15 protein-coding genes are annotated in these 15,356 nt (G+C 64.3%); 8 read left to right on the forward strand and 7 right to left on the reverse strand.

Features of this window, described 5'->3' with window-relative positions; genetic code table 11:
• Positions 1-40: 40 nt before the first annotated feature.
• Positions 41-439: a hypothetical protein gene (locus ACN27E_RS10625; protein WP_422748878.1), complete on the forward strand. Its 399-nt coding sequence runs from the start codon at positions 41-43 to the stop codon at positions 437-439.
• A 248-nt stretch (positions 440-687) separates the two neighbouring features.
• On the opposite strand, the gene ACN27E_RS10630 is transcribed toward ACN27E_RS10625, so the two are convergent.
• The 4 genes from ACN27E_RS10630 to ACN27E_RS10645 all read right to left on the reverse strand — a co-directional run bounded on the left by ACN27E_RS10630 (position 688) and on the right by ACN27E_RS10645 (position 4,870).
• Positions 688-1,293: a hypothetical protein gene (locus ACN27E_RS10630; RefSeq protein WP_422748880.1), complete on the reverse strand. Its 606-nt coding sequence runs from the start codon at positions 1,291-1,293 to the stop codon at positions 688-690.
• A 572-nt stretch (positions 1,294-1,865) separates the two neighbouring features.
• Positions 1,866-2,564: a hypothetical protein gene (locus tag ACN27E_RS10635; RefSeq protein WP_422748882.1), complete on the reverse strand. Its 699-nt coding sequence runs from the start codon at positions 2,562-2,564 to the stop codon at positions 1,866-1,868.
• 52 nt (positions 2,565-2,616) lie between these two features.
• Positions 2,617-3,579, reverse strand: a complete 963-nt coding sequence (locus ACN27E_RS10640; RefSeq protein WP_422748883.1) for a hypothetical protein — start codon at positions 3,577-3,579, stop codon at positions 2,617-2,619.
• Between the two features lie 268 nt (positions 3,580-3,847).
• A complete protein-coding gene (locus ACN27E_RS10645) occupies positions 3,848-4,870 on the reverse strand; it encodes a restriction endonuclease (RefSeq protein WP_422748885.1) in 1,023 nt (340 codons plus the stop codon).
• Between the two features lie 154 nt (positions 4,871-5,024).
• On the opposite strand from ACN27E_RS10645, the gene ACN27E_RS10650 reads away from it, so the two are divergent.
• Genes ACN27E_RS10650 through ACN27E_RS10660 form a run of 3 tightly spaced genes read left to right on the forward strand, consistent with a single transcriptional unit; the run spans position 5,025 to position 8,351 of the window.
• Entirely contained in the window at positions 5,025-7,481 is a 2,457-nt protein-coding gene (locus ACN27E_RS10650) for an AAA family ATPase (RefSeq protein ID WP_422748887.1), read from the forward strand.
• Positions 7,478-7,873 carry a hypothetical protein gene (locus ACN27E_RS10655; protein WP_422748889.1) on the forward strand — a complete coding sequence of 132 codons (396 nt, stop codon included), beginning with the start codon at positions 7,478-7,480 and terminating at the stop codon, positions 7,871-7,873. The genes ACN27E_RS10650 and ACN27E_RS10655 overlap by 4 nt, the downstream gene beginning before the upstream one ends.
• Positions 7,874-7,895: 22 nt before the next feature.
• Positions 7,896-8,351, forward strand: coding sequence for a hypothetical protein (locus tag ACN27E_RS10660; RefSeq protein ID WP_422748890.1), 456 nt, complete (start codon positions 7,896-7,898; stop codon positions 8,349-8,351).
• Between the two features lie 9 nt (positions 8,352-8,360).
• Here the strand turns inward: ACN27E_RS10660 and ACN27E_RS10665 are convergent, their stop codons facing one another.
• Positions 8,361-8,936, reverse strand: a complete 576-nt coding sequence (locus ACN27E_RS10665) for a hypothetical protein (RefSeq protein WP_422748892.1) — start codon at positions 8,934-8,936, stop codon at positions 8,361-8,363.
• A 229-nt stretch (positions 8,937-9,165) separates the two neighbouring features.
• On the opposite strand from ACN27E_RS10665, the gene ACN27E_RS10670 reads away from it, so the two are divergent.
• The 4 genes from ACN27E_RS10670 to ACN27E_RS10685 all read left to right on the forward strand — a co-directional run bounded on the left by ACN27E_RS10670 (position 9,166) and on the right by ACN27E_RS10685 (position 13,431).
• Positions 9,166-9,342, forward strand: a complete 177-nt coding sequence (locus ACN27E_RS10670) for a hypothetical protein (protein ID WP_422748894.1) — start codon at positions 9,166-9,168, stop codon at positions 9,340-9,342.
• A 678-nt stretch (positions 9,343-10,020) separates the two neighbouring features.
• On the forward strand, positions 10,021-11,730 hold the full coding sequence (gene mobF, locus ACN27E_RS10675) for a MobF family relaxase (RefSeq protein ID WP_422748896.1): 1,710 nt from the start codon (positions 10,021-10,023) through the stop codon (positions 11,728-11,730).
• Positions 11,731-12,558: 828 nt separating this feature from the next.
• On the forward strand, positions 12,559-12,807 hold the full coding sequence (locus ACN27E_RS10680) for a DUF2188 domain-containing protein (protein ID WP_422748897.1): 249 nt from the start codon (positions 12,559-12,561) through the stop codon (positions 12,805-12,807).
• Between the two features lie 3 nt (positions 12,808-12,810).
• Entirely contained in the window at positions 12,811-13,431 is a 621-nt protein-coding gene (locus ACN27E_RS10685) for a hypothetical protein (RefSeq protein ID WP_422748899.1), read from the forward strand.
• A 144-nt stretch (positions 13,432-13,575) separates the two neighbouring features.
• Here the strand turns inward: ACN27E_RS10685 and ACN27E_RS10690 are convergent, their stop codons facing one another.
• Positions 13,576-14,112, reverse strand: coding sequence for a hypothetical protein (locus tag ACN27E_RS10690; protein ID WP_422748901.1), 537 nt, complete (start codon positions 14,110-14,112; stop codon positions 13,576-13,578).
• The gene (locus ACN27E_RS10695) at positions 14,109-15,056 is read right to left on the reverse strand and encodes an oxidoreductase (protein WP_422748903.1); all 948 of its coding nucleotides are present in this window, start codon (positions 15,054-15,056) and stop codon (positions 14,109-14,111) included. The genes ACN27E_RS10690 and ACN27E_RS10695 overlap by 4 nt, the downstream gene beginning before the upstream one ends.
• Positions 15,057-15,356: the final 300 nt, after the last annotated feature.

Consider the following 15,356-nt stretch of genomic DNA (forward strand, 5'->3'; position numbering starts at 1 on the left):
GCTTAGCTGCCCGCGAGCTTTCACCAGATGGAGGACAACTATGTGGGACGCCACGCCTGAGTCCGATCGAGACGACGAGCAGGGCCGGTATGCAATGGCGAAACTGTTGCAGTCGCGAGGCGAGCAGCTCGCTACCGCCATCGTCGCCGTATCGAGCTACGAGGCTGTCTTCGTCGACAATTGGGACGGTGGTCAGTATGAAGCAGAACTTGCCGTGCCGCCGGAGTTGTACGACCACGCCCGCACGGAATGCGCGGAAGCGCTTGACCGAGCCTGCGGCAACCTGATTGGCTCCGAGCACTACCGTGGGCTGAACATCACGTTGAAGCGCACTGATACCCCGGCCGAGTGGGTCGCCGAGATACTGGCCGTGCTGAAGCCACAGTGGGTTCAGTCAGTTCGGACCGATATGCCCGAGCTCGAGACAGCTGCGACGTAGCACTGGAAAGTGCGCTCGGCACCATCGTCGATGCTCGACAATCTATGAAGGGACGACGATTCGAGACCCACCGTCGCTTCGACACCTCCGCGCACTTGACGTCGAGTCGTACTCGCGCGCCTGCAGCGCACACGCTCCCCGGACGATCTCGCGTCGGCGGCTCCTCACGGTTATACGTGCTGCCCCATGCGGCCGCCGAATGCTCGACGTGTATGCCTTCTTGAAGCGTGAACTATGGTCGCGGCTGATCAGAATCCAAAAGATCTGAAGCCGAGTCGCTTTCGGAATTCGGCAACATCGCTGCAGTTGGGCGGCTTCACCGTTGGCATCCTTATTGGCTTCGCTGTTGGATCATGCTGCGCCACATAGCGTTCACACCATCCCAGCCACTCCTGTGCTGCCGCGCACTCTGCATCGTCTAGTGCCGCGGCCCGCTCCTGCTGCACGGCGAGATACGACCGCAGTCGGTCCGTCAATACCCACGCCTGCATGTCCGCTACGAACCGTTCACCCAGCTTGTGCTGCACGAACGATTCTCGTGCCAATTGGTCTTCGCGTTGCTCCGGTTCGCGCTTTGCGATCGCCGTACGCTGCTCCGCATCATTGCGTTCAACGTGAACCACGGCCCAGCGCTCGAACGTCGTGAGCACATCAGGGAGGCGGGCTTGCAACTTCGAGCCTTTCTTCTCGCTCCAGATGACCTTGGACGACCACCGGCTACTGGTGTCCAGCGTGATGGCCAGGCCGGCGAACGGTTCGGTGTCGTAGCTGGGTATGTAGCTCCACTCGTACTCGCGGCGGCGCCTGAGTTCCTCCGCTGTTGGAGTGTGCAGAGCTCGCTGCGACGGCAGCATAACTCCGGCCGATCATCATGATCAGCTCTTGTCGGTCGGGAGCCATCTTTTGCCGGTTGATCATGCCAACCAGGCTTTGGTAGTTAGTGGTGACATTGCGAGTGTCGAGTTCGAGCACACCGCCAGCGTTGATGATTGCCTGAAGCTATCGTGTTGGCGTCAGGCCGTCGGGTGGTGGAGGCGGCGTCGGTGGTCGGGGCGCTGGCGGTTCCCAGCGCTGAACATTTGCTTGACCCACATCCAGATCGACCGGTGCGCCGCGACGCTTGTTCCGGTGGCCCGGCGGATAAAGGCCGGTGGCGAGGTAGTGGCTGCCAGCGGGCAACACCGCCGCCATCCACCGCCCACCGCCCTTCGATACTTCGACGAGTCGACGCGACTGCAGGGTTCGCGGTCGTCTTATATGTGAAGTCTGTCCAGCGCCCGTCCGGACAACCCTCGCTGATCCAGCGCAGTACCTCGACTTGGCGATGGTTGAGTGGAGTATTCGGGGCCACAGCACTATTGCATCAACTTGAGGTCTGAGTGCAGGGCGAGCGTGCATCTGGTAACGAGGTCGTTAGCCCGGATGACTACGCGAACGCCGGTGCCGTCGTCGTGGTGGATTCGGCTGCGATGCCGATTATGACCTCGTAGCTGAGAATCGAGTCGACGTGCAGGTGCAGCCCAAGTTCGGTGATTCGGCCATCGCGGGGGTTCCATTCGCGAAACGGATGTTCGTGCCCGAGAAGGGCGCCCAAAGAATCGATGGTGGGCTTCCAGAGATTGATCCAGTTCCTGCTCGGCCCCACGGTGAAGGCAAGTTCGAGTTTGACGGGCCCGTCTGGTAGCTCTTTGACGGCAGCGAGCGCGGTGCGGATCTGCTCTTTCGCTCCGGGACCGTCCCACGATGCAGTGGTGGTCACCTGCAGAACCTCGGTGGGCGGAGCGAGCACCTCGCGAGCAGCTTCGATCCGCACGTAGGACTGCGCACCGGTGCGCTTGGTGCACCAGACCGACACCAACTGTCCATCGGAAAGGCGAGAAGCGAGTGGCTTAGCGTAGTTGTCCAGGTCGCGCTTGTTCAGCAAGTTCAGATGCGGCTCCAATCCCACATCGAGCCGCAGCGTCCACGGGCCGCTGATTCGTGAGGCGGCGGTGGCTGCTTCCGCATCGGCGAGAAAGGCACTCAGCCGCACCTGGCTCTGGTTGCCGGCGCCGTCCCAGGAGTCGAGTTGAGGCGCGACTGCCAGCTGTGCAGCCGCATTCTCGGGGCGCTCATACCACCGCATCGCTACAAGGTAGCCCGCCGCCTGAGGTGAACTACGCCGGAAGTAGCTGGCGCTATGAGCTGAACAGCTCCGCCGACCACGCCGCGACCGTCGGCTCGAACCGCTCCGGAAGGTGGGACTCCTCGGGCCGCGCCCCGTCTGGCGCCCTCGACGCGGCCTCGAACAGACACGCCGCGCACTCCGTCATGTTCAGGGTCACGGCGAGGGCATCGGCGATCATCGGGAATACCGTCCCGCCGCGGGAGTAGTCCGTCATCCACTTGTAGCCGTGGATGAAGCTGGACCCGTACGAGTAGAACTGCCGGGCGCTGCTCTCCAGGCCGTTGTTGGCGATCTCCCCGGTGTCGTGCGCCGGCACGTGCGTATCGACCCACTGCGCCGAGGACCTGATCATCTTGGTGAACGAGGGCGTCGCTGCGAACGTGTACGCCTCCTTCGCCGCGTCGAACATCGCGTTGTACTTGCGGCGGTGCTCGGCGGTCTCGACCAGCATCTGCGGCGGGTAACGGGAGGGGCGGGCGGTCTCGTCCTGCTCCCCAATCACCAGGTACCGGCGGCGCTGCTCAAGCTGCTCCATCTCCTCGTCGAGACAGTGGTCTCGGCGCACGGTGCGGTCCGGGTCGCCCAGCAGCCAGATGGTGAGCGCGGCGCACTCCATAGCGACGCGGCACAGCTGGAGGATCTCCGTGATGTGCGGCTGCCGGTGCGACTTGCGGCGGGCGACCAGAATCCCGGCAGTGTGCAGACTCTCCGCGGCGCTCATCGCCGGAAAGAGGGCGTGCTCGGTGACAGCCTGAGGTCCGGCCAGGGTGAGCGGATACGCCTCGGCGAAGGCAGCGTCGTCGGCGGCGAGTGCACTTCCCAGCTCGGCGGTGTGCGGGTGCAGTCCCCACTCGAACAGCTCGCCGGCGCGTTGCCCGCGCTCGTCGATGCGAATCAGGACGCCGTTGTTCGCCAGGTTGAAGAAGGCCTCGGCTTGGTCGGCGGTCAACCCACCGATGTTCGGGATGCTCATGAGGTAACGGTATGCAGCGGGGGTGGCACATCACGGTGTTCGCGCGCCCGGTCTACCCGGGGCGGAAACGGATCGGTCAAGGCGCGGCAGGGTTGGTGAGGAGCGGGCGAACTCCGCTAACCCACCCCGGTCACGTTCATCCGCGCGCACAGCGTCAGTTCCAGCGTCAGACGCTCGGCGGGGCGTCCGGGTGCGGTTTTCACGCACTGTGACCGGACTGTTGGGAGTGGCTTGGTCTCCTCGGCTTCCTATGGGGGCCACCGCTGACCTAGATCCCAGCGGAGTCGTCGACGACCAGCACCTGGCGCAGGGGCACGATCGAACGCCACCGGGGCGGCAGCCGGTCGTAGTTCCGTAACACGAGGTCGACCAGTGCTTCGCCATTGATCAGGCGCAGTCCCTGGCGGTTCCGTTCGATGGCAACCGCCTCTCGGGAGTACGAGCCGAGTGTGACGAACAAGCTGAGCTCGTTCTGCGACTGCGTGCCGATCAGCTGCTGAACCTCGGGTGCGCCAATGGTGCTGGTCATGTGTTTGCACTGAACTTTGATCAGCGGCGGCTCGACACCAAGTGGGTCGCGGTGTGCGAGCACGTCGACACCGCCGTCCTGGGAGTACGCGGTGACTCTCGCCTCGTATCCCATCGCACGCAGCAGGTCGGCGGTGAACTCTTCGAACTCCTGATGTGACAGCGCAGATTCCAGACGCTCCAAGACGAAGTCACGGGTGTGCCGCTCGATCCGACCGGCCCTCGGCTCATCGGCAGCCGCAAGTTCCACTTCGGTCTCGGGTTCACCGGTCGAGGGACCGCTGGCGGGCTGGGCCGGCTCGCGAATACCGAGCTGCGCAAGGAATTCGTCGGCATGTTTACGGACCCGGAATACGGTTAACAGCGACCCGATTTCGTACAGGGCCGCTTGGGAGAACTCCGTTCGAGAAATCCCGAGCTTCTCCCACCGGACCGGACGCCGGTGCCGGTGGGTCGGAGCCTCGGCATGAAATTCATAGGGTCCGGTCACGATGCCGATGTTGATCGTGCTGTCGGGTCGGTACGGGGCCACGATGACGTCGCCTTCGCTGATGTCGCTGGCGAATCGCAGCAGTATGCCCGCCCACCCGGCGATCGCCCTTGGTTTGTCGTCGGGGAAGGCCGCGGCGAGCGCTGCCTTCAGCTGCTCTCGTGCCAGCCCGACTTGGCGTAGGTCACCGATGGGGTCCCAGCCGATGCTGATGAAGCCGCCGTCGATGAGCTCTGTGCTTAGCGCATCGTTATGCACCCCGAACACTGCCACCTGGGGGATTCTGCCGTGTGTCGGGCGATGGGCTGCTCCCGGTATGAGATCCGAACGCTGACCGATTCACTTCACACAGCCGACAGTTTCCGCCTGACCCGTCGGAGCCATGTGCGAAGCTGCCTGCACATCCGGTTCTGAGGGGGACGTGCTAGTGGACGGTGCAGGGCTCGGCGGTTCGGTCGAGGCGGAGGTCTGGGAGCTACTGGCCGACAACGAGGCGGTTGCCGATGAGACCGTTTACCTCGTTGCGGCGGCGATGCGGGGGGACAACGAGTTCGCCGATCAACTCGGCGGAGGCACCCCGCCACCGGAGCAGCCGACGATCGAGACGGCTGACGTTCCGCCGCCCTTGCGCGCCTTCCTCCGCTCCATCACGGTGTCCGGGTTCCGCGGCATCGGCGGGCGCGCGACCTTGGACGTGAACCCCTACCGCGGGATCACAGTAATTAGCGGGCGCAACGGATCCGGGAAGTCCAGCTTCGCCGAAGCGCTCGAGTACGCGCTCACCGGCACCAGCTACCGGTGGGACGCCAAGAAGGGTCAGCACTGGCAGGCGTCATGGCGGAACCTGCACGCCGGCGAACCAGCATCCATCAAAGTTGACTTCGCGATGGAACCCGACGACGACCGCACCGGGACCGTCGCCACCGTCGGTGTGGACTGGCCGCCAGCCTGCGAGCTGAACGCGGCCGAACGCTGGTCGCAGATCAAGGGCCAGAAGAAGGAGACGGTTTCCGCGCTCGGCTGGGACCAGGCACTCAAAACTCACCGGCCGTTGATGTCGTACGACGAGCTCGGCGGGGTCTTCGAGGAAGGGCACGCCGCGTTGTACGACGCGCTCGACACGCTGCTCGGGCTCAACGACGTCGCCGCGGCCGAGGGGCGCCTGAAAGAAGCTGAGAGGCGGCTCGGTGGGGCGCGGAAGACGGCCAACGAAGCCCGCACCCGCCTGCGCAACTCCCTGAGCGAGACCGCCGACACTCGCGCCGAACAGGTAAAGAAGCTCACCGCCCGCGTTCCGTACGACCTCGAGGCGATCAAGGCAACAACCTTAGGCACGGCGACCGACCAGGCAGCCACCATCGCGAAGCTGCGGTGGATCGCGGCGCTTGAAGTCCCGCCGCCGGCCAAGGCCACCGAGGCCGCCGATGAGCTGCGCGCGGCCATCGACGCCCACGCCGCCGGGGCCGACTCCGCGGTGAAAGCGCTAACCTCACGGGCGGCGCTGCTGCGCGATGCTCTGCATCTACACGCCGAGACCGGCGACGGGGCCTGCCCGGTTTGCGAGACGGGAACTCTCGACACCGCCTGGCGCAACGCGGCCGAGGAACGCTTGAGGGCCGCCGAAGCGAGCACAGCCAAGCACCAGGCTCTGGCACAGCGACTGAAGCAAGCCCGATCGACAGTCGACAACTTCTTCGGAAAGGTCGCCGATGTCGCTGCGGTCGAGGGAGTCGACCTGGCCGCGCTGGCACCGTTCGCCGCGGCGCTTAAGAGCGCGCGCACCGCTCCGGATACCCTGGCCGACCGGCCCGGTCACGTCGAGCTGGCCGCCATGCAGCTCGACGAGGCCGCGGTCGCGCTGCGCAAGGAAGCCGCGGAGCGCGCGGACAGTCTGGAGGACGCGTGGGCGCCCGTCGCCAGTGCGACCGTCGCGTGGGTCGAGCTGGAGACCGCGGCGCGCAAGGACGACGCCAGCGTCGATCAGGTTAAGCGTGCGTTGAAGTGCTTGCGCGAAACAGCCGGCACGCTGCGAGAGCGGCGCCTCGCGCCGATAGTGGAGCAGACTGGTGAGTTCTGGGAGCGGATGCGCCATGAGAGCAATGTCGATATCGGCAACATCGCCCTTGAGGGAGTGGCTAACCGCCGCCACGTCGTCGTCGATGGCGCGGTGGACGGGGTGTCGACCGGCGCGCTGACGGTGATGAGCCAGGGCGAGCTGCACGCGTTGGCGCTCGCCATGTTCATCCCGCGGGCCACCACGCCCGCGAGCCCGTTCCGTTTTCTGGTGCTCGACGACCCGATCCAAGCCATGGACCCCGCCAAGATCGCGGGGTTCCTCGACGTGCTCGTCGAGCTCGGTAAGACGCGGCAGGTGATCGTGTTCTCGCACGACGACCGGTTGCCGGCCGCGATCCGCGCACGATCGGTGCCGGCTCAGCTGCTCGACGTCACTCGGGAGCAGGGGTCGCTGGTCGTGGTGAAGGCGAACGATCTACCCGCAGACCGGTACGTCGCCGACGCCGAGGCCCTCATCCTCGACGACGACATCGACCACCTGATCAAGCGGAAAGCCGCACCAGGCCTATTCCGGATGGCGATCGAAGCCGCCGCCCACCAGCGGTACTTCGGTGAACGCTCGAAGGCCGGCGCGGCGTACCACGAGACCGACACCGCGTGGGAGGACGCGAAGACCACCCAGCGGAGGGTAGCGCTCGCCCTTACCGGGACCGCGGACGGAGACGTGTCCGGCTGGAAGTCGTATCGGACGCACCGATTCTCGACCGTCAAGATTTCCGCTTCGGGTACCCACCGCGGCGCCACGCTGGACCGCGGCACCATCCGGGACCTTCGTGACACGGTTCGTGACATCGTGGAGGGCCGGTGACTAGCGACGCCGAAGTACTGCTCGCACGGGCCGACAAACTCCTCGACTCGCCGGACCGCACCGCGTTAGGCAACTCCGCCCGCTTGGCGGCATTCCTAGCGCGGCAGGCCGTCGAATACCTGATCGACACCCGCTGCGCAGAGCTGACGGGTGTCCCGGTAGTTGTCGGAACCTCGAAGGCGAAACTGGCCGTGCTGAAGTCCCTCGACAAGACACCGGTGGGCCCGGCGCTCATCGACGCGTGGCACCAGCTAACCGGATTCTGTCACCAACACGCCTATCAACTGTCCCCGACGGTGCCGGAGGTGCGGGCTCAGTGTGCCGTAGTCGAGCGGGCCTGCTTCGGCGGAATGAACGAATCCTCGCCGCCGGGCGATACGGTCACGCCGTGACAGCCCCTTCAAGCGCCCGAAATTGACCACACAGCAGGTCGGCGCTGCCGGCGAGCACTTCGTCGCCGCCGAGATCCACCGGCGCGGTGGCTACGCCGTGACATTCTCGGGGAACATGCACGACATCGACCTGCTGGCCAGCGACGCCGCACACAACCGCGTGATCAGCATCCAAGTGAAGACGAAGACGGCCGGCACGTGGCAGACAACCACCAGGAGAGCGGTGAAAGGGGTGGCTCCCGAACTCGTGACGAAGTTCTGGGTGCTCGTGGACCTCGGCAAGGAATATCCGGAGTTCTACGTAGTCCCAAAGTGGTGGATGGAGAACGATATTCACGAGGCACATAGCAGCTACCTCGCAAAGTCCGGCGGGCACCGCGTCAAGAACGACGCCAGTACCCACCACGCCATCCCCGTTTCACGAATCTCCGCGTGGAAGGACCGGTGGGACGTGCTGGGCATCCTCCCGTCGGAGTAGCCGGGACGCCTACTTCCGCCCCCGCTGGAACCGCCAGATCGCGTGATCGAGAGCCGTAGCCGACATGTTGAGCTCCGGCGCCGCAGCGGTCACGATCTCGGCGGCGAACTCTGACCCGACGCTGCGACGCGGTACCTCCAGCGCGTCGGCCACGAACCTGATGATCATCCGATCGGGCTTCACCCCAGGGACGCCCGCGAGCATCAGCACGTAGCGCCAGGTGATCCCGGAGCGCTGGCCCTTCACCGCGCACCACGCCTTCCGCACCTGCTTGAGCCGCGCCTCATCGTCGGCTGCTTCACGCAACGCCGCGGTGGTGTCGATTCCGTCGGCGGTGAGTACACGAGCCGCGTTCCGGATCGCCTCCGCTTTCAAGATCCCACCCCGGGTGGACGTCCGATTGCGGGTGCCGATCCGGCTGGCCCACGCCTCCGTGCCGGCCAACTCGTCGAAGGTGGCCAACAGCTCCGCGGCACCGTCGGCGGCCGGGTCCGCGCCCTGCGCGCGGCGGTAGGTCCGGTAGCGGTCGAGCACCTTCCCTACGCTGGTGTAGTTGACGCCGGTGGACTGCACCGAGTCGATCACGCAGAGGGCGAGACCGTTGCGGTAACCGCCCGGCGCCTCAGCGCCGCGGAACTGTTCGCAGGCGGAGAGGAGGCTCGCATCTGCTCGGAGGTGTGAGGCACGGGCGATAGCGTCGCACGGCGGGGCGACAACGCAAGCCGCTATTTGCCCGCAGCGGCCAACCGAACCGCACGCCCTCGCCTGACCCGCAAACGGGTCCAGCGGCACCACCACGGCTTATCGTTGAACGATGTCGACGTCCACCCCCGGCGAGCCCCGATCGGTGTCCCAGCCCGACGCGCTGAGCGAGCATGATCTCGACACCGCATACGCGCAGCTGGCAACAACGTTCAACCATGCAGCCGCCAACGCCGACAGACGCACGGCCCGCGACCTTTATGCGCGCCAATCGGACGATCACCTGTGAGCTGTTGATCCGCTCGTTCTGGCGGCGCCGGCCGTGACCATTTCCGTTGTCGTGCTGGCTGTTCAACGCACGCAACCGCCCACACTGTTCATGAGCCTCATCATTAAGCGGCAGGACAGCAGTGATGTTGGCACGGTGCAGCAGTGGGTCTACAAACGGCAACCCGACGGGTGCAGGGCACAGGTCTCGATCTATGGCGACAGCAGGTCAACGGTACGAGATACCTGGTCCTGGCGGACCCAGGTAACTCGGGGTCGGTGGTCGCGGTCACCATCAGCGAAGGATGGGGTCCGCACACCCGCCGCGATAACGTGCTCTTCATCGGCTCCCGGGGTCGCCCCGGAGTTCACGCCACTCTCAACGCAGCCGCCGTGCGCCGAGCGCAGCGCCAGCACCGTCGCCCCAACCACCACTGACAACACCTCAGCACTGGCACTTCCTCTGTCATCCCATTGACCAATCCGCTTACCGCTCAACGCCTCTCAGCTCCATCGTCCCGCACCCCCGCCGCCGCGTTCCAGCTCCTCTCTCACCCAGCCCTTGTTTCCAGAGACCGAAACACGACACACCTCTTGCATGAAGGTCACGGTTTGGTAACGGTCCCTGGTTTGGTGGTGGATTCGACACCGCGAATTCTGAGACGGTCGGGCGCATGCGGAGGGCGGTGGTGTGCGCGTCATGGTGATGACGCTGCACAAGCTGACCGCCGGGGACGGTTATCTGTACCTGGTGCGGCAAGTCGCGGCCGCCGACAGCACCGAACGCGGTCGCTCCCCCTTGGCTGACTACTACTCGGCCAAGGGCGAATCACCGGGCCGTTGGACCGGTCGCGGCCTGGCCGCGTTGGCCGACACCGGAGCCCGTGAGGTCAGCTACGACGTGCGCCAACAGGTGTGGGCTGTCGAAGGCGGATCGGTGGTCACTGAGGAGCAAATGAAGGCCCTGTTTGGGCTGGGTTTGCACCCCAACGCCGACAAGATTTCTGACCATCTGTCCCCGCGATTGAATGTTCGCCCCTCCATCGCGGCCACCCAGTTGGGCCGCAAGTACGCGGTGCGTGACGAGTCCTCGGAGTTCACCCGTCGTGTCCGGAAAGCGTTCCGCGCGCACAACATCGCCGCCGGGCTACCGGGCACGGCGACTATTGATGATGACGTGCGGGCAGGCATCCGCACCCGTATCGCCCGGGAGATGTTCGCCGAGCAATTCGACCGCGCACCAGCCGATGCGCGGGAGCTGTCCGGGTTCATCGCACGCGCCACCCGGGCCCGCACCACAGTGGTGGCCGGCTACGACTTGACGTTCTCTCCGGTGAAGTCGATTTCGGCATTATGGGCGATCGCCCCGCCCGAGGTTTCCGAACAAATCGAAGCTGCGCACGAGGCCGCGGTGGCCGACGTGTTGGAGTGGCTGCAAGACAACGCCGCCTTCACCCGAACTGGCACCAACGGTGTCGCCCAGGTCGACACCGAAGGGCTCATTGCCGCGGTGTTCACCCATCGCGATTCGCGTGCCGGGGACCCCGATCTGCACACCCATGTCGCGATCTCCAACAAGGTGTCTTACCTCGATCACAATGGGGTGCGCCGCTGGCTCGCTTTGGATGGCCAACCCCTGCACCGGGTCATCGTGGCGGCCTCGGAGATGTACAACACCCGCATGGAAGCCCACACCATCGACCGCCTCGGTGTGGACTTCGCCGAGACCTCCCGGGGACGCGGGAAACGAACCGTGCGCGAGATCGTCGGCATGTCTACGGAATTGATGACGCGCTGGTCGAGCCGGCGCACGGCGATCAAGGCCCGCACCGCCGAGTTGGCCAAGGCGTTTCAGCACGATCACGGCCGCGAACCGACCACCATCGAGTCCCTCGCGTTGGCCCAACAAGCGACGTTGGAATTGCGCGAAGCCAAGCACGAACCGCGCTCGCTGGCCGAACAGCGCGACACCTGGCGCCACCAAGCCGTCGAGGTCCTGGGCCACGACGGAGTAGACCGCATGCTAGCCAACGTTCTGACCCCAGAACGCGGCCACACGACACCGGAGATCACCGACGAATGGGTGGCGGCGCAGGCTGGCGCACTGATTGCCACAGTGTCCGAATCGCGCGCGACCTGGCAGCGTCATCACGTGCACGCCGAAGCCCTCCGCGTCGTGCGTAACGAGGGTGTCGCACGCGTGTCGCAGCTTGTCGAACGGCTCACCGACACCGCACTTTCGGAGGCGTTCTCGGTGCCGCACGCCCGCACCGCGGACGCCGAGTTGGGCGAGCCTGTCGCATTGCGTCGCAGCAACGGTTCCAGCGTCTATAGCCGCCACGGAACCGCGACCTACACCAGCCGCGACATCCTCACCGCCGAGCGGCGAATCCTGGCCGCAGCGCGCTGATTGGTTCAGAGATCCGGCGACTGGGAGCCTTGCGACTGCCATACGCTCCAGGGAAGTATCGACGTCCACCGGCCGGCTGCGCTTCTTCGACCAGTGGCCGGAGGGATACTCACTCTTTTCCAGATAATGCTGACCCGCTGGCAGGATCGCCGCGCCCCAGTTCCCGCCCTGCTTCGACACCGATACCAGCCGGCGGGACGCCAGAGCAATGGCCGTCGTTTTGAAGGTGAAGTCCGACCACCGACCATCGGGACACCCATCGCTGATCCACTGCAGCACGTCCAGCTGTCGACTATTCAGTGAAGCATTCAGGGCCACATTCGTATTCGACCACGATGGGGCGTCGACATCTCGTTGAACGACCGGGGCTGCCGACGGCGAAACTCGCGGAGGTCGCGGCAGCGAGTTCCTTCTCTACAAGCCAACAGATCTCAGCCCGACACGCCGAGCGGCTGCAAATTCGGCAAACTTTGTCCACAAGTAACTACACTGTTGTAACTTGCGGCGCAGGCCTCTGACCTGGGCGTTTTGCAGTCACTCCATAGCATCCTGTGAGTGATTTCGGAGTTATCCCCATCGAAGCTAGATCGTTGTCGTTCCGACATACCGCATCTCGTCTGGTGGGGGCTTTAAAATCCAAGAAGGTCCAGACCGATGGTCGTTCTGGATGAGAAGTCCCCGGCCTGGAACCTCTTGGCTGCTCTGGCAGGCAGGCCTTGACGGTAACACCGGCACTTGTCGGGAGCAGCGGCCACCCGCCGCTTGCCCGGCCGTGGACTTCGCCATGCACGGCGTACAACCATGTCTAACAGTGCTTAAGGAGCACCAGTGGCGAAGAGTCAAGGGCCGAACAGTCGGCATGTCGTACCCAGTCCCGGTGGCGGGTGGGACGTGAAGAAGCCTCGCGCAAACCGCGCCAGCGCCCACACTGACACCCAGCGAGAGGCCACACAGCGGGCTACCGAGATCGTCCGCAATAGTGGCGGCGGCGAAGTCCAGATCCACGGTCGCGACGGCCAGATTCGCGATTCCAATACCATCGCACCGGGCAATGACCCGTATCCACCGAAGGGCTGAGCGGTGGCAGGATTGCGGATTCCGAGCATTACCCTTGGCGGTTTCGTCGAGTTTGCCTCGGCGATGTCGAGCGGCCGAATTACCGCTGTGCAGAACGTCATTGCGAACGAGTCTGGTGACTACGACCCCAGTCACGACTTCTACCGTCAGTTCCGGATCGCAGTCGCGGAAGGAATCGCGAACCGCAACGACGAGATCCGCGTGCGCCAGGCGGTGGAACAGTGCACTCCCAAGCGCCGGAAGCACTATGAAGCCTTGGCGAGCGGGTGGATTCGCTGGCGTAGGGGCAACGACCTCGAGATCTTCTCTCAACCACGCGAATGGCACTGCGATGGGCTCGATGTCAGAGTCTCACCGCAGTTCGTGTGGAGGAAGAAGGGCGACACCTATCTCGTATGGCCCTACTTCAAGGAGGCTGAGCTGACCCGCGACGGCATCCAGTCTGCCATCCGGCTTATCGAGATGACCCACGCCGATAGCGGGCATCAGGTTGCGCTGCTCGATGTGCGACGAGGGACTATTCATCACGCGGCGAAACGGCGGCGCAAGGGATTCGACGCGTGGCTGACGAGTGAGGCGGCTGCCTTCATCTCGCTCCTCGGGTCCATCAGAAACGTCGCGTAAATCCCCGCTTCGTCGGGTTAGGTGACGTGACTGATTGGGTGCTGTGTGGCTGCATGAGTCCGCGCCGCGTTGGTGCGGACTCAGGCGCCCCGGCCCGGACACGCCGCCGTGCATCTCCTACCTCCAAGTATTCGGCAGAAAGGGTTACTCAGCAGACACGCTCAAGAGGCGGCGAAGGATCCAAACAACGCGAGCGATTGCAAGTAACGTCGAAACCGAAAGGCCACCGACGGCGAGCTGTAACCACCAATACCCTTGCGGCACATTCATATCAACAAGAAGACAGACCATTGCCGCAAGAAACAGGGCTAGCAGCCATGGCAGGACGCCGAGAAAGGCCGAACCCACTCGCGACTTGTCCTCCGCCGGCAACAGCCGATCGATTGTCGATAAGGGTGTTCTCAGAAGGTTCACCAAGATCGAGACGCTAGTGAGGGTGAAGCCGCCCATCGTCGCCGCAGCGGCTGCCACAATTTGATACACAGCGCGGCGAGACTCCGGAGGTACCGCAGTCAGCGCCTGGGGCATCCGACAGAACTCTTCTGATAACCAGCAGTACCGGCCCGCGATGAACCAGACAACGACAAGCAGTGCCCCTACTCCAAAGTCCAACCGCCGATACCGAATCCACAAGTGCTGCAATCGCTCACGGATCGTGAATTGAATGACAGGCTCGGTCATTGTCGCTCGTCGTCTGGCACTTCTATGAAGGTGTCTGGGAACGAAACTCGTTCATTCGGAACATCGGCCACGGCTGAGTCCAGGTACTTACGATTGCGCGCTAGTGACGCCATGAGGAGTTCCCGTGCGTATGCAGTCGAGCGGACAGGATCGTTCAAGCGGTCGGCATCAACCTCGGTCTTCTCGACAAACCGGTCCTCCATGAGGTCAACTGAGCGCGGGGTGCCCGAGATTGTTCCCTTGACGCGTGCACTATCGAACTCGGACAGCGCGCCGGACCCACGCAGATTCTGAATCTGCTGCACCAGTCGACGACGAATTCCCTCTCGATGCGCCTTGTTCCCGCGACGGCCAACTGACATGCCGATCCTGACCACACCATCTTGCGCGAGCACCCGAGCGCCATCGAGCGCCTCCACCCAATCGCCACCCACCAGCTCGCGATTGATGCGGCTGACGGGGATAGCGACGTCAATGCCCGAGACGCGCATCTCGTTGAGCACGTCGTCGAGATTCTGCGTCAGAACTGGTTCGATGCCGACCTCGATACTTAGCTTGCTTTGCAGATAATCGACCAATCGACGTGGCCGCGGTCCGTCGCCACTGGTCAGCATCGCAACGATGTTGCGCTTCGCGAAAACGCAGTACGTGGGCTCCAGCAGACCCTCACCGACCGCTAAACCGATGGCTCGTCGGGTTCCGGTCCGGTTTCCAACACTTGGGAGATTCTCGCGCCGCACCTTGTCCAGGATCAGGATGCGTTTGTCCTTCTCCGCAGTACCGTGCGCGATGAGTACCATTCCATCCCTGCAGTGGCGGTGCCGATTCATCTCTCGCTTCTCAGCATCGGCCAACCGGTTCAGCACTTGCGCGGACGGGAATCGCCCGGCAAGCGGTTTGCCATCGGGCTGGATCAGCCGCCAAAACTGCACCGTCCGGTTCATGGTCCCCCGTTTTCTCAGTCAGTCGCCGATGCTACGGCCCTCCACCGACAACTCCGCACGGATCAGGCGGCGTCGGCCAATCGCCTTAAGTGTCCACCCGCGTCGATCACAAGACCGTTGGTGACCTCCAACAGGTTGCGCAGCGTTAGTCGCCGCCATCAGCGCCTGCTCCACCCAGCCGTTCGATCTCACCACGGGCAAATGCCGGCACCGGCATCAGATGCCGTTCACCAGGGCGCGCCGCGCCTTCTCGTGCAGCATCGGCCACCACTCGTCGCTACGTTCAGCTCACCCACGACT

Origin of the sequence: Mycobacterium sp. WMMD1722 (assembly GCF_049315205.1) — a bacterium.
Classification (GTDB): Bacteria; Actinomycetota; Actinomycetes; order Mycobacteriales; family Mycobacteriaceae; genus Mycobacterium.

Excerpts from the sequence above, each read along its gene's own strand:
- ACN27E_RS10625 (WP_422748878.1), top strand. The coding sequence starts at position 41 with ATGTGGGACGCCACGCCTGAGTCCGATCGAGACGACGAGCAGGGCCGG.
- ACN27E_RS10630 (WP_422748880.1), bottom strand. The coding sequence starts at position 1,293 with ATGCTGCCGTCGCAGCGAGCTCTGCACACTCCAACAGCGGAGGAACTC.
- ACN27E_RS10635 (WP_422748882.1), bottom strand. The coding sequence starts at position 2,564 with ATGCGGTGGTATGAGCGCCCCGAGAATGCGGCTGCACAGCTGGCAGTC.
- ACN27E_RS10640 (WP_422748883.1), bottom strand. The coding sequence starts at position 3,579 with ATGAGCATCCCGAACATCGGTGGGTTGACCGCCGACCAAGCCGAGGCC.
- ACN27E_RS10670 (WP_422748894.1), top strand. The coding sequence starts at position 9,166 with ATGTCGACGTCCACCCCCGGCGAGCCCCGATCGGTGTCCCAGCCCGAC.
- mobF (WP_422748896.1), top strand. The coding sequence starts at position 10,021 with ATGGTGATGACGCTGCACAAGCTGACCGCCGGGGACGGTTATCTGTAC.
- ACN27E_RS10690 (WP_422748901.1), bottom strand. The coding sequence starts at position 14,112 with ATGACCGAGCCTGTCATTCAATTCACGATCCGTGAGCGATTGCAGCAC.
- ACN27E_RS10695 (WP_422748903.1), bottom strand. The coding sequence starts at position 15,056 with ATGAACCGGACGGTGCAGTTTTGGCGGCTGATCCAGCCCGATGGCAAA.